Source organism: bacterium (genome assembly GCA_024742285.1).
Classification (GTDB): Bacteria; Myxococcota_A; UBA9160; order UBA9160; family UBA4427; genus UBA4427.
In genome coordinates this window covers 113,979-127,755 of record JANSYR010000010.1, presented here as the reverse complement: position 1 = coordinate 127,755, position 13,777 = coordinate 113,979, and the positions used below count along the sequence as shown (strand labels likewise).

Annotated in this window: 9 protein-coding genes; 7 read left to right on the top strand and 2 right to left on the bottom strand. The window is 70.4% G+C overall.

Features of this window, described 5'->3' with window-relative positions; translation table 11 throughout:
- The first annotated feature begins 371 nt into the window (after positions 1–371).
- Complete coding sequence (locus tag NXI30_18330; GenBank protein ID MCR9096188.1) at positions 372–1,907, top strand: amidohydrolase family protein; 1,536 nt, start codon at positions 372–374, stop codon at positions 1,905–1,907.
- Positions 1,904–3,994, top strand: a complete 2,091-nt coding sequence (locus NXI30_18325) for an alpha/beta hydrolase domain-containing protein (protein ID MCR9096187.1) — start codon at positions 1,904–1,906, stop codon at positions 3,992–3,994. Before NXI30_18330 ends, NXI30_18325 begins: the two co-directional genes overlap by 4 nt.
- A 9-nt stretch (positions 3,995–4,003) precedes the next feature.
- Here NXI30_18325 and NXI30_18320 read toward each other — a convergent pair whose 3' ends face one another.
- Positions 4,004–6,937 carry a fused MFS/spermidine synthase gene (locus tag NXI30_18320; GenBank protein ID MCR9096186.1) on the bottom strand — a complete coding sequence of 978 codons (2,934 nt, stop codon included), beginning with the start codon at positions 6,935–6,937 and terminating at the stop codon, positions 4,004–4,006.
- Positions 6,938–7,138: 201 nt separating this feature from the next.
- Here NXI30_18320 and NXI30_18315 point away from each other — a divergent pair, with 201 nt between their 5' ends.
- From NXI30_18315 to NXI30_18295, 5 genes are all read left to right on the top strand, one after another.
- Entirely contained in the window at positions 7,139–7,627 is a 489-nt protein-coding gene (locus NXI30_18315; protein ID MCR9096185.1) for a hypothetical protein, read from the top strand.
- Positions 7,628–7,769: 142 nt separating this feature from the next.
- Positions 7,770–9,935 carry a PQQ-dependent dehydrogenase, methanol/ethanol family gene (locus NXI30_18310; GenBank protein ID MCR9096184.1) on the top strand — a complete coding sequence of 722 codons (2,166 nt, stop codon included), beginning with the start codon at positions 7,770–7,772 and terminating at the stop codon, positions 9,933–9,935.
- Positions 9,936–10,047: 112 nt separating this feature from the next.
- Positions 10,048–11,532: a hypothetical protein gene (locus NXI30_18305; protein MCR9096183.1), complete on the top strand. Its 1,485-nt coding sequence runs from the start codon at positions 10,048–10,050 to the stop codon at positions 11,530–11,532.
- Positions 11,533–11,701: 169 nt separating this feature from the next.
- Complete coding sequence (locus NXI30_18300; GenBank protein MCR9096182.1) at positions 11,702–13,054, top strand: FapA family protein; 1,353 nt, start codon at positions 11,702–11,704, stop codon at positions 13,052–13,054.
- Positions 13,051–13,461 carry a CBS domain-containing protein gene (locus NXI30_18295; GenBank protein ID MCR9096181.1) on the top strand — a complete coding sequence of 137 codons (411 nt, stop codon included), beginning with the start codon at positions 13,051–13,053 and terminating at the stop codon, positions 13,459–13,461. Before NXI30_18300 ends, NXI30_18295 begins: the two co-directional genes overlap by 4 nt.
- On the opposite strand, the gene NXI30_18290 is transcribed toward NXI30_18295, so the two are convergent.
- Positions 13,458–13,760, bottom strand: a complete 303-nt coding sequence (locus tag NXI30_18290; GenBank protein ID MCR9096180.1) for a DUF3820 family protein — start codon at positions 13,758–13,760, stop codon at positions 13,458–13,460. The genes NXI30_18295 and NXI30_18290 overlap by 4 nt on opposite strands.
- Between the last annotated feature and the right edge of the window lie 17 nt (positions 13,761–13,777).

Sequence of the window (13,777 nt, the reverse complement as noted above, 5' to 3'; positions counted from 1 at the left end):
GTCTTCTCCTGCTGGGTGCGGGTCGGAGCGTGGTTTCGCTCACGGGGAAGACGAGGGTACATCAACGCGGAGCGCCGCCAGGGGCCTGGAAGGAAGACCCTGGACTGCGCCAGGTGCCCCGCAGCCGAACAAGGGTCTCTCCGACACTCCGTCGCCCCCTCTACCGAGCGTGCGGGACCGGAGGGTCGAAACCGATCTCCGAAGAGGAAGTCGCCGTCCGGATCGGGACGGGACCCCGGAAACCAGTCTCTGCACCCGGCCCTCGCGCCGACTGCCGGCGGCCTTCCGGTCGCCGTCCGGAGTCGGTTCGCGTCGCTATGCTCGACCGTCCGTCGGGGAGCGACGAGCGAGGGAGGGCGGTCGACGTGTTCATGCAATGCCGAAAGGCCGCGCTCGTCCTCCCGTTCCTCTGGGCCTTGGCGGGGCTCCTCTCCGCGGGGTCCGCCGCCGCCGAGCCCGCCTACGACCTCGTCGTGCGCGGCGGACGCGTGATCGATCCCGCGAGCGGTCTGGACGCGGTCCGAGACGTCGGGATCACCGGCGACCGGATCACCGCCGTGAGCGAATCCCCCCTCGACGGTGCCCGCACGATCGACGCCGCAGGTCTCGTCGTTTCGCCCGGCTTCATCGACCTCCACACCCACTCCCCCACGCCCCTCGGCCAGCGCTACCAGCTCCAGGACGGGGTCACGACGGCCCTCGAGCTCGAGGCGGGTAGCTACCCCGTCGCCGATTTCGCCGTGGAGCTCGAGGACGAAGCGCGGATCCACTTCGGCAGCTCCGTCGGCTGGGCCTCGACCCGGGTCGAGACGATCGCGGGACTCCGCTTCCAGACCCTGCTGTCGAGCACGCCGACGCCGGTCAGCCTGCGCGGCGTCTGGACGATGCTCCGCGGCCTCTTCGGCGGCCGACCGACCGAAGCCTTCACCAGCGTCGCGACCGCGGACGAGCGAGCCCGGATGCGGGAGATGCTCGAGGACGATCTCGCCGCGGGCGGGCTCGGCGTCGGCGTCCCCCTCGACTATCTGAGCGAGGGCACCGACGAGGACGAGCTCCGCATGGTCTTCGAGGTCACCGCCGCTGCGAACAGCCTGCTCTACATCCACGTGCGCCGCGGCATCAACGGCGACCCGGCGGGCCTGCGCGAAGCGCTGCGACTCGCCCGGGAGACCGGCGCCGCGATCCACGTCTGCCACATCTCCCACAACGCGATGCGCAACATCGACCTCTTCCTGCGCGAGATCCGCGAGGCACGCTCCGAAGGCGTCGACGTCACGACCGAGCTCCTGCCCTACGACGCGGGATCGGCCCTGATCTCGTCGGCGGTCTTCTCGCGGAACTGGCGGGAGATCTTCGCGATCGACTACGCCGACGTCGAGTGGGCGGCGACGGGCATGCGCTTCGACGAAGCGACCTGGAACGAGTACCGCGAGAAGCATCCCGGCGGCCAGGTGGTCCACCACTACCTGAAGCCCGAGTGGACGCGACGCGCCCTCGTCGAGCCGGGCGTCCTCGTGGTGAGCGACCTGCTCCCCATGGTCGACGAGGAGACGATGGTCGCCCCGCACAACGGGGCGTTCACCCGGATCCTCGGGCGCCACGTCCGGGAATACGGGGACCTCGATCTCGTGACCGCGCTGTCGAAGATGACGTCCCTTCCCGCCCAGCGACTCGCGACCTTCTTCCCAGCCTTCGAGCGGAAGGGTCGCGTCGCGGTCGGGGCCGACGCCGACTTGACGGTCTTCGACCCGGAGACCGTGATCGACCGGGCGACCTACGGAGATCCCTTCCAGCCTTCGGACGGGATCGAAGCCGTGATCGTCGCAGGCCAGGTCGCTCTCGCGCAGGGACGCGTCGTCGAGGACGTATTGGCCGGCCGAAGAATCCTGAATCTGGAGGTCCGATGATCGCCCGTACCCACGCAGTCGCTCTCCGCCCCGTCGCAATCCTCGTCGCCCTCCTCTCCCTGGCCGGCCTCCTCGCCGCCGCCCCGGGCGCCGCCCGCGTCGTCGAGCTCGAGATCACGCGTCGCGTCCCGATCCTCGAGCCCGACGCTTTTCGCGACGACCTCGGGAAGCCGATCCCCTACGAGCTGATCGAAGGTCGGGTCCACTACGCCTTCGCCCCGGACGCGCCCGGGAACGCGCGCGTGGCGGACCTCGCCGCCGCCGCGCGTTCGCCGGAGCAAGCCGAAGTCCGGGCGAGCGGTGACTTCACCGTCCTCCAGGCCATCGACCCGAAGCAGCGGAGCGGGACCGCGCTCTTCGACGTCCCGAACCGCGGCCGCCGACTCGCCCTGGCGCTCATGAACCGGGTGGAGAGGAGCTTCGGCGCCTCGGCGACCCTGGACCCGTCGTCTCCGCTCGACTGGGGCGACGGTTTCCTGATGCGGCGAGGCCTGACCGTCGTCTGGATCGGCTGGCAGGCGGATGCGCCGCGCTTCCCGGACGCGATGACCCTCGACGTTCCGAGCGCACTCGCCGACGCCGCGGGCCAGCCGATTCGTGGGCTCGCGCGCTCGGACTGGGTCGTCGACGAGGACGCCACGACGCTCCCCCTCGCAGCCCTCGGCCACCTCCCCAACGTCGCGAGCGAGCCCGACGCGCCCGAGAATCGGCTCACGCGACGGCGCGCAAGGAACGCCGAGCGTGAGGTCGTCCCGCGCGCGACCTGGCGCTTCGACGAAGCAGGCGGATCGATCGTGGCGAGCGACGGCGCCTTCGAAGCCGGCTGGATCTACGAGCTCGTCTACGTGTCGAGTCGGCCGCGGCTCCTCGGGCTCGGCTTCGCCGCGTTCCGGGACTTCGCCCGCTACGTGAAGGGCGACCCGGACTGTCCCTTTCGCGCAGCGACCCTCGTCGCGCACGGGCTCTCCCAGTCCGGCCGCTACCTCCGCCACTTCCTCTACGACGGCTTCAACGAAGGCGCCGCGGACGAGGGGACCGGGAGCGAACGCGTCTTCGACGGCATGATGATCCAGATCGGCGGCGCCGGCCGCGGCGGCTTCAACCATCGTTTCGGTCACCCGGGACGCGTCGGCAATCCCTACGCGAACTTCTTCTATCCCGGCGATGCCTTCCCCTTCACCGGCCGCCCGACCCGCGACGGCGACCGGGAGGCGGGGCTCTACGACCGGGCGATCGCGAGCGGCACGCTCCCGAAGATCTTCCAGATCAACACCGGCTACGAATACTGGGGCCGCGCCGCTTCCCTCATCCACATGACGCCGGACGGAACCCGGGACGTCGCGCCCGTCGCCGACGAACGCCTCTACCACGTCGCGAGCGCGCCCCACTACTCCCTGCCCTTCCCTCCGGATCCGCGAAGCGAGATCGAACCGGGGCTCTTCGTGGGAAGCAGCATCGACACCCGCGCCTTCCAGCGCGCCCTCCTGACGCACCTGCTCGCCTGGGTCGAGGCCGACGTCGCCCCGCCCGCGTCGTCGATCCCCACAATCGAGAGCGGGACCCTCGTCCTCCCCGGATCACTCGACTACCCCGTTGCGAGCCTCGTGCCCCCGCGCTCGCCCCACGTCGCCGATCGCCTCGACTTCGGTCCGCGCTTCGAGGAGCGGATCATCGACGTGCAGCCGCCGAAGCGCGGCGCGGCCTACGCGATCCGTGTCCCGGGGATCGACGCGACCGGCAACGAGGCGACGGGTCTGCGCGCAGTCGAGCTCCAGGCGCCCATCGGGACCTACACGCCCTGGGCACTCCGCCACGGCAAGCCCGGCGGCGCCGACGAAATGGTCGGCTACATCGGTTCCTTCCTGCCCCTCGCCCGAACCGAAGCGGAACGCGCTCCCGGCGACACGCGCCCCGCCCTGCGCGCGCTCTATCCCGATCGCGACGCCTACGAGACCCGGGTCGCCGCGGCGATCGACCAGCTCTTCGCAGCCGGCTGGCTCCTCGCCGAGGACGTGAAGCCGACCTTCGATGCGGCGATCGAACGCTGGAAGTGGGCGACGCGACGGGACGTCCCGACCACGCGTTAGGCGGCCGACCTAGCTCGCGCCCCAGGATTCTTCGAGCGATCGCATCGCCTCGTTCGTCGGATGGACCTCGAGTCCTGCGGCCAGCGCCGCCCGCGCCTCCTCGCGACGGCCCAGCGCGTCGAGCACCCGGGCGACCTCGAGATGGTGTCGCCATTGTCGGGGCTCGAGTGAACGCGCCCGTTCGAAGGCCGCCAGGGCCGAAGCCTTCCGGCCACGCCGCCGCTCGGCGAGCCCCTGGGCGTGCCAGGCGATCCCGCTCGCTGGATCGAGGGCGATGGCCCGCTCCGCGTCGACGAGCCCCTGCGCCGATCCGCGTCCGCCCTGGGTGAGAAAATGCTCGGCGCGTTGGCCGAGATAGGCCGCGAGGGCCATCGCCGCCGGTCGATAGTCCGGCCGCTCGGCGACCAGCGCGTTCAACGCTCGGAACGCCTCGCCACGCAGGCCCGGGTCCGGGGAACGGATGCCGATCGTCGCGAGCACCGTTCGCGTCTTGGCCCGCTGGACCGCGTGCAGCGCCTCGACCGTCTCCGGCGCAGCCGCGCGGAGCGGGCTCACCCCGGGCGGATAGGCGTGCAGCGCGCGCAGGACGCTCCAGACCTGTCGATCGCCGCCGATCGCCAGGGGGCTCGAGAATTCCAGGTGCAGGTTGTCGTCGGTATTGACCAGCCCCCCGGCCGCGAAATCCCGGACCTGCGCATCGTCGAGCCGGAGCTCCCCGACGAAGGCGAGCGGCGTGTCGAGTCCCAGGAGATCGAGCTGGCGCGCGACCCCGGGCTGCTTCATCCGACGCTCGAGGTCCGCGAGATCGAGCGTGAGGGGCGCGTCGCTCCCGATCAACACCGCCGACGTGCTGTGCCACAGCATCGTGTACGAGAAGACCTTCGCGAAGGTCGCCACGACGGATTTGAAGTCGGCGGGGGCGAGGTCCGCGACCGGGAGCCACTGACACATGATTCCGCCCGCCTCGAGGCGCTCGGCCGCGAGCCGGTAGTACTCTTCGGTATAGAGGTACCCCGAACCGCGGGTCCACGGGTGGATCGGATCGGCGGTGATCACGTCGTAGCGATGATCGGTCGTCTTGAGATAGTTCCGGCCGTCCTCGAGGAAGACCCGCAGGCGCGGGTCCGAGAGCGGGGACCCGTTCGAGGCGGCGAAATGGGGCTCGGCCCCGAGCATCGCCTCCTCGATCTCAGCGAGGGCGATGCGGTCGAGGTCGTCGTGCGCGGTGATCCCGCCGAGGGTCGTCCCCGCCCCCATCCCGATGACGAGCGCCGAGCTCGGGTCGGGGTGCACGAGCAGCGGCACGTGGGCCAGCATGTACTGCGTGCGCAGGTCTTCGGGGTCGTCGCTCGCGACGATCTTGCCGTTCACGCTGATCGAACGAAAACCGTCCTGCTCGTGGACCGAGACCGTCGCGCTCCGGCCTTCGCGGTAGTAGCGGACGACGCCCTTGCCGAGCTCGGCCTCGACGTCGATCCCGCCGTCCGCCCGCACGTACTGACCGAGCTGGTTGTTGCTGAAGGCCCCGAAGAGCTCGTCGGTCCGCCCGGGCAGGAGCGCGGGGAGCGAGAGCGCGACGCCGGCCGCGATCACCGCGAAGACCACCGAGGGCGAGGTCAGGCCCTGCTGCTCGGCGGCCTCGACCGCCAACACGATCGCCCCCCACGCAACGTAGAGGGACGCGGCGAGGAACATCGCTCGCTCGAGCCCGACGAGCGGAATCAGCACGAACCCCGCGCCGAGGGACCCTGCGATCGAACCGAGGGTGTTCAGCGAAAGGGTGTCCCCCACCGGCCGCGCGAAACCGTCGCCCCGCGCGGCCGCGAGCCGCGCCCGGGCCTCGTTCGCGAGGGGAAAGGCCATGCCGATGAACAGACAGGGCACGACCATCATCACGAAGGCGAGGAGGAAGGTCGTGAGCGGGCGGATCCGCGCGAGATCGTCGTAGAGCGCCAGATTGAGCTGGATCGCGAGGCGGGGGAGCTGCGGGATCGCGCTCGACACGACGAGGGCCCCAACGCCGGCCGCGGCCAGGATCCATCCGAAGCGCGGAACGAGGGGGCGCCCGGCGGTCGGGGACATCGCGTGGATCAGGCTCCCGAGGGCGATGCCCGTGAGGAACGCCGCGAGCATGACGGAGAAGCTGTAGGTCGAGCTCCCGACCGCGACCGAGAGCGCCCGGGTCCAGAGCACCTCGAGGGCGAGAGACGCGAAGCCCGAGAGGGCGGTCCCCCAGAAGACCAGGCGGAGCCCGCGAATGGAATCCTGGCTGGTCGAGTCGGGCCCCGCGGTCGCAGCAATCGTTCGTTCCTCGACGGGTCGCACGCGCCGATCGAGGCCCAGCGCGACGAGGCCGATCACGACGTTCACGGCGATCGCCGCCAGCTGGGTCCGCCAGACACCGAGGGCCGGGATCATCCGGAAGCCGGCGGCGAGGGTTCCGAGGACGGCGCCGACCGTATTCGATCCATAGAGCCAGGCGAGGCGCGTCCCGAACTCGTCGTCCTCTTCGACGAGGAGACGCGTCACGACCGGCAGGGTCGCGCCCATCAGGAAGGTCGGGAGGACGAGGGCCGCGAAGGCGAGCACGCTTCGGAGCGCGAGCAGCCCCGCATCGACGCTTCCGTCTCCCGGCGCGAGCGCCCCGTAGAGCGTGTCGATCGCGCGCATCAGCGAGGGGAGGACGAGGGCGAGACCGCCGATCCCGAGTTCGAGGAGCGCGTAGACGCGGAGGGGCCGCTCGAATCGACGCGCGAGCCGCCCGAAAGCGAAGCCGCCCAGGGACATCCCGCCCATGAAGGCGGCGAGCACGATCGCTGAGGACTCGAAGCTGGCACCGAAGATCAGCGAGAGGTTCCGGAACCAGGTGACCTCGTAGACGAGCCCCGTCGCTCCCGACGCGACGAAGAGCGCATAGGCGAGTCGGTGGTCGAAGCGGTTCACGGCGTCGGTCCCTGCGGCAGTGTCCGGCCGGATCGCGGCGGGCGCGGCGCCGGAACGTAGCGGATCCCCCCGTCTCTTCGGTCGGCAGGGCCGTCGACGCGAGCCGGACCGGCGGAAATCGGAGCGGATCCGGGACGTCCCGACCGAAGATGCTCAGGCGATGCACACAGTCGGCCGATGGCGCGTGTGGGAGGTTCCACCATGCTTTCGCGATCGACCGTCCTCGTGCTTCGACGCGCGGTGCTCGTCGGGCTCGGCCTGCTCCTGCTCGCTCCCGCGGCCGCGGCCCAGCGCAGCCCGGAGCTCGATTCCGCAAAGGACTACTGGCAGACGCGCTACCGGACCCTGCTCGAGCGCGCGGACTCGCTTCGCGAGACCATCGCGGTCGAGACCGAGCTCTACGCCGACGCGAACCGACGCAACTACCGCCGCGGCAAGAAGCGACACGTCCATCGCGTCGCGGCCGAGGAGGCGCGGGCGGAACTCGTCGAGGTCGAGCGCGCGCTGTCGACGATCCAGGAAGAGGGTCGCCGCGCGGGCGCCCTCCCCGGCTGGTTCTACGAGGTCGAGCAGGATCGCGCCGACGTCGCGCGCAACCCGGCCCTCGTCCCCGATCCGGAAGACCCGGATGCCGGTCGCAACCCGAGATTCGTCGAACCGAAGGAAGACGCGCCCGCCGCCGCGCGCTAGCGGACAGGTCGGAGCCCCCTTTCCGTCGACGAACTCCCGGTCCAATTTCGGCCCGACGCGCGACCGATGCGCGGCGGTTATGCTCGATCCGCATCGCCGAGGGCGCGTCCGAAGGCGCGTCGCCTCCGAGGATCGACACACCGTGGGCCACGCCCCCTCCCCTCGCCCGTCCATCGCCACGCTCTTCCTCGCGTTCGCCCTCGTCGTCGGGCTCGCCTTCGACGCCTCCAATGCCTCCGACGCCTTCGCGGCTCGCGAGGAGCCGCCGCCGATCGTCCCCATCGAGGGCGACGTCGCCTGGCCGCTCCATGGTCTGACTGCGCGCGAAGAGCGTTTCAGCCCCCTCGACCAGATCGACCGCAACAGCGTCGCCCTCCTCGGCCTCGCCTGGTCCTACATGACGGGCTCGGACCGCGGCCTCGAAGCGACACCGATCGTGGTGGACGGCGTGATGTACGCCACCGCCAGCTGGAGCGTCGTGTTCGCGCTCGACGCGAAGACCGGGCGCGAGCTCTGGCGCCACGATCCGAAGGTCGCACGCTGGAAAGCCCGGCACGCCTGTTGCGGCGTCGTGAACCGCGGCGTCGCGGTCCACGACGGCCGGGTCTACGTCGGCACGATCGACGGCCGGCTCCTCGCCCTCGACGGGGCGACGGGCGAGCCGATCTGGAGCGTTCAGACCGCGCCGCTCGGCCAGCCCTACACGATCACCGGCGCGCCCCGCGTCGTGAAGGACCTCGTCGTGATCGGCAACGGCGGCGCGGAGCTCGGCGTGCGCGGCTTCTTCTCCGCGTACCACGTCGGGACCGGCGAGCTGGCCTGGCGCTTCTACACCGTTCCCGGCAGCAAGGACGGCCCCCACGAACACCCGGAGCTCGAGCGCGCCGCGGAGACCTGGCCCCCGGACTCGCTCTGGGAAGCGGGACTCGGCGGAACCGCGTGGGACTCGATGGCCTACGACGCGGAGCTCGACCTGCTCTACGTGGGCACCGGGAACGCGAGCGTCTACGACCGCGCGAAGCGGAGTCCGGGGGGTGGGGACAATCTCTTCCTGTCTTCGATCCTCGCGCTTCGGCCCGACACGGGCCGCCTGGTCTGGCACTACCAGACGACCCCGGGCGAGCACTGGGACTACACGGCGACCCAGCACATGATCCTCGCCGACCTCGAGTGGAAGGGCACGCAGCGCAAGGTCCTCATGCAGGCGCCGAAGAACGGCTTCTTCTACGTGCTCGACCGCCGGACCGGGGAGCTGCTCTCCGCCGAGAAGTTCGTGCACGCCAGCTGGGCCAGCCACGTCGACCTCGAGACCGGACGGCCGGTCGAACGATCCGAAGCGACCTGGTCGCAGGAAGCGCGCTTCGTGTCACCACCGCCGCCGGGCGCGCACAACTGGCACCCGATGAGCTTCCATCCCGACAACGGGCTCGTCTACATCCCCGCGAGCGAGGGCCCCTACCTCTACGCGCCGCTCGACGAATTCGTCTACCGACCCGGCCTCTGGAACACCGGCGAAGACCTCGCACAGCTTCATCGCGACATGGAATCGACGGCGGCTATCCGCTTCATGCCCTGTGGCCTCACGCGACTGATCGCCTGGGACCCCCGAGCGGAGAAGAAGGCCTGGGAGGTCCTGCACGACTCGGGCGTCCCCGGTGGCACCCTTGCGACCGCCGGACAGCTCGTCTTCCAGGGCAGCGGCAACGGCCGCTTCAGCGCCTTCGACGCCCAGAACGGAAGGGAACGCTGGGGCGTCGACGTCGGTATCGACGTGATGGCCCCGCCGATCACCTACGCGATCGACGGCGAGCAGTACATCGCCGTCCTCGCGGGCGTGGGCGGGTCCCACGGCAACCACATGTCCCGCTTCACGCACGACAACGCCGGGCGGCTGCTCGCCTGGAAGATCGGGGGCCGGGCCACGCTGCCCCCGGTTCGTCAGCGCCCGAAGCGGGAGGTGGCCGTTCCGCGGCTCGAGGTCGACGCAGCACGCATCGACCAGGGACGTACGCTCTACGCGAACAACTGCTTCAGCTGTCACGGGATGGGCACCCACGCGAGCGGGATCTATCCCGACCTGAAGACCGCCAGCGCCGAGACCCACGACCAGTGGGACGCAATCGTCCGCGGCGGTCTGCGAACCGCGAAGGGCATGCCGAGCTTCGCCGACGCGCTCTCCGAAGACGACGCCAAGGCGATCCAGGCGTACGTCCTCGACCGGGCCTGGCGGAGCGGCGGACTGACCGAGCAGCTCGTCGAGTTCATCGCCGAACGCGCCTGCATCCCGACGTCCTGGATCACCGACTGAGCCGGTCGCCCCCCTCCGGAGCCCGCCGCCGAGCCGCCTCGGAGGTGCTATCAACGTCTCTCCCGCGGCCCCGTCCGCCCATCGCGCTCCCCGAGCGCAGGAGACCCCGTCCATGGCTTCCGATGCACCCCGCCGACCTGCGATTGCCGGAATCGGTCAGCTCGTCCAGCGCGTAGACGATCCGGCGGAGGCGATCTCCCCGATCGAGATGATGGAAAACGCGATCCGCCAGGCCGCGGAAGACGCCGGCGCTCCGAAGCTCGCCCGTCACCTCGACGCGATCTACGTCCCGCGCGGAACCTGGCAGTACGGCAACCCGGGCAAGCTCCTCGGCGAGCGCCTCGGCTCCCCGGGCGCGAAGAGCATCACCGGCGCCGTCTCCGGTCACATCGTGCAGATCCTGCTCAACATGGCCTGCAAGGAGATCGCCGCGGGCCGCGCCGACGTGATCGCAATCGTCGGCGGCGAGAGCGAGAACAGCAAGCGGCGGATCCTCCGCGGCGGCGGCGACCTCCACTGGGAGGACGCGATCCCCGGTGAGCCCGACGCCACCGTCGGCGAGATGAAGTACACCCAGAATCCGGGGGAGAAGGACGCGGGGATCGTCGACGCGACGTCGATCTTCACCTTCTGCGAGACGTCGCTCCGCGCGAGTCTCGGCGAGACCCCCTCGGCCCACCGCGATCGGATCGCCGAGCTCGCCCACCAGATGAGCAAGGTCGCCGCGGACAATCCCTACGCGTGGATCCCTCGCGAGGTCCCGGCGGACGAGATCCGCAACCCGACCGAAGCCAACCGGATGGTGATCTATCCGTACACGAAGCTGATGACGTCGAACATCTCCGTGGACCAGAGTGCCGCGCTGATCGTCTGCTCGACGGAGGCGGCCGACCGCTTCGGCGTGCCCGGTGGCCAGCGGGTCTTCCTCCGCGCCTCGACCGAGATGAGCAAGACGATCACGCTCTCCGAGCGGGAGCGGCTCCACGTCCATCCCGGCCAGGTCCTGGCGGCCCAGCGCGTCCTCGAACGGGCGAAGAAGAACGCTTCCGACCTCGAGCACGTGGACCTCTACTCGTGCTTCCCCTTCGCGATCCAGGCCGGCGCCGCCGCCCTCGGGATCCCGACGGATCCGGTGCCGAGCCTGACCGGAGGCATGACCTTCTTCGGTGGCCCCTTCGGCAACTACGTCCTCCACAGCAAGGCGACGATGATCGACCGGCTGCGCAAGGATCCCGGCTCGACCGGAGCGATCGGCTCCGTGGGCGGTGCCTTCGCGCACTTCTCCTACGGCATCTACTCGACCGAGCCGATCGACGCGGTGCTCCCGGAGATCGAGGACGTCTCGGAGGAGTTCGCGAAGATGGAGCTCCGACCGATGCTGAAGGAGCGCTACGAAGGCGAGGCGCCGATCGAGAGCTACACCGTGCTGGTCGGCAAGGAAGGCCCGGTCCGCCTCAACTTCGCGGCGATCAATCCGGACGGATTCCGGGTCTGGGGCGGCTCGACCGACCCGGACCTGATGGCCGCAGCGCTGGCCGACGAGGAGTTCGTGGGGCGCAACGCGCGCTTCTCCGAAGGCGTCGTCACGCCGGTCTGAGTCGTCCGGGATCGCGCGGGCGCCGCGGCGGCGGCGCCCGGTCGTACGACTTCGTCGAGGTTTCGCCGGATTCGCCACCGGGCGAACCCCGGTCGCCGGGGCCGCGTCAGGGCACCGGCGCACGTTCCGGCTCACCCCGCGTCCAGGATCGGTCGATCCCAGATCGGAGATGGACGAGCACGAAGCCCATACGATCGCCCAACGGATCCACGTACGCGTCAGCGACGACGGACTCGAAGCGTCGGTCTCCCTCGTCTCGGGGCCGCCGGGCTCGTTGGACGATCTTCGCGCCGCCCTCGCGACGGAGGGCGTCACCTACGGCGTCGACGAGACGGCCTTCCGCCCCGTCGAGCGCGCCCTCGCTTCACGCAATGCGGACCCGACGGAGCGATGCGTCGCGCGAGGGGTGCCGCCGGTCGCCCCGATTCCGCCGAGGCTCTGCCTCGAGGATCCCGAGGGCCCCCTCCCGGGAACGCTCCGTCCGGACGGCACCCTCGACTTCCGCGAGCGACGATCGATCGTCCCGATCAAGGCCGGCGACCCCGTCGCGCGCGTCCTGGAGGCCGTCCCGGGCGAACCGGGCATCGATGTCCGCGGCGAAGCCCTCGCGCCGGAGGAGACGCCCGAGTTCGCGATCGAGTTCGGCGACGGCGTCGCGTTGCAGGAAGACGGCTCGATCGTCGCGACGCGAGACGGTGCGCGCGCCTACGATCCGAAGGGACGGATCGACGTCGCGGCGGTTCACGTCCACAACGGATCCGTCGATCCCGCGTCCGGCAACCTCGAGACGAAGGACCACCTCGAGATCACGCGCGATCTGACGCCCCACATGCAGGCCAGGGCCGGCGGAAGCATCCGGATCGGCGGCCTCGTCGACGACGGGCAGGTCCACGCGGGACTCGCGGTCGAGATCGTCGGCGGCGTCCTCGGTCGCGAGGGTGGCTGGATACGGGCAGGAACGGATCTCCGCGCACGACATGCGCTCGGTGCCCGACTTCGCGCGGGCGGGCGAATCGAGATTGCACGCAGCGTGTCCGCCTCGCGAATCCACGGTCGCGAGGTCGAGATCGGCGGGCGCGCGCTGTCCGATCGGATCGCTGCCGAACACCGGATCGCCGTCCACCAGGCCGGAAGTCCCGCCGGTGGTCCGGTCGAGATTCACGCCGGCGTCCCGCTCGAACCGGAAGGGATCGATCCCACGCTTCGTCGAGTCGCGACCCCCGACCGACGCGCCGGCCGACGCGGGAGCGCTCGGAAGAGGCGGGATCGCGGCGCACGCAAGACCGGCCAGCGCAAGCTGCGGACCCGGGACGGCGTCGAGGACCGCATCCGATGGCGACTCCGACAACGCGAGCTGCTCTCGGCCGCCTCGATCGAGATCCGCGGCTTCGCGCACGCCGGTTGCCGCCTCGCGATCGGAAGCGTGCTCCACGTCCTCGAGGCCGACGTCGGCCCCTGCACCTTTCGACTCGATCGTGAACAGCGCCGCATCATCGTGGACGATCCGGAGACCGACTCGTGAAGCTCGAAACCCAGCGCGCCCGTGACCTGATGACCCGGAAGATCGTTCGGGGCGATCCAGAAGAAACGCTACGCGAAGCCGCCCTGCGGATGGACGAGCACGGCATCCACGGCCTGCTGATCGATCCGCCCGTGCGCGGTCGTGGCTACTGCATCCTGACAATCAAGGACTGCATCGAGGTGATCTGCGAGGCAGGCGAAGAGGCGCTCGATTCGCTTTGCGTGGAAGACGCGATGACCCGCCCCGCGCTCACGATCCCGGCCGATCTGCTCGCCTCGGACTGCATCCGTCTGATGCGACATGCCGGCGTCCGGATGGCTCCGGTGGTCGAGGGCGTCGAGGCCATCGGAATCCTCACGTTCACCGACGTCCTGCGCGCCTGCGCCCGCCCTGAACCAGGCAGCTAGCGATCTCCCTCGCGGAAGTTGCGCGGGTCGACGTTTCGGTAGAGCGGATCAGACGGGTCGCGAAGACCCGCGAGCAAGGGCTCCAGGCCGTTCGCCTTGATCTCGTAGAGCGTCGCCAGGAGCATGCCGAGGCGGCCCTTGGGGAAGCCCCGCTCCCTCCACCAGACGACGTAGGGTTCGGGGAGATCGATCAGTCGCCGCCCCTGGTAGCGCCCGAAGGGCATCTCCATCCGCGCGATCTGGAGGAGCACCTCCGGGTCCGGCTCCACCGGCGTCCCTCTCGCTCGCTCTTCGTCCATCCGCCCATTCTGTCGCA

What these genes read in the sequence shown, in the direction of transcription:
- NXI30_18330 (MCR9096188.1), top strand. Translation starts at nt 372, where the DNA reads ATGCAATGCCGAAAGGCCGCGCTCGTCCTCCCGTTCCTCTGGGCCTTG.
- NXI30_18325 (MCR9096187.1), top strand. Translation starts at nt 1,904, where the DNA reads ATGATCGCCCGTACCCACGCAGTCGCTCTCCGCCCCGTCGCAATCCTC.
- NXI30_18315 (MCR9096185.1), top strand. Translation starts at nt 7,139, where the DNA reads ATGCTTTCGCGATCGACCGTCCTCGTGCTTCGACGCGCGGTGCTCGTC.
- NXI30_18305 (MCR9096183.1), top strand. Translation starts at nt 10,048, where the DNA reads ATGGCTTCCGATGCACCCCGCCGACCTGCGATTGCCGGAATCGGTCAG.
- NXI30_18300 (MCR9096182.1), top strand. Translation starts at nt 11,702, where the DNA reads ATGGACGAGCACGAAGCCCATACGATCGCCCAACGGATCCACGTACGC.
- NXI30_18290 (MCR9096180.1), bottom strand. Translation starts at nt 13,760, where the DNA reads ATGGACGAAGAGCGAGCGAGAGGGACGCCGGTGGAGCCGGACCCGGAG.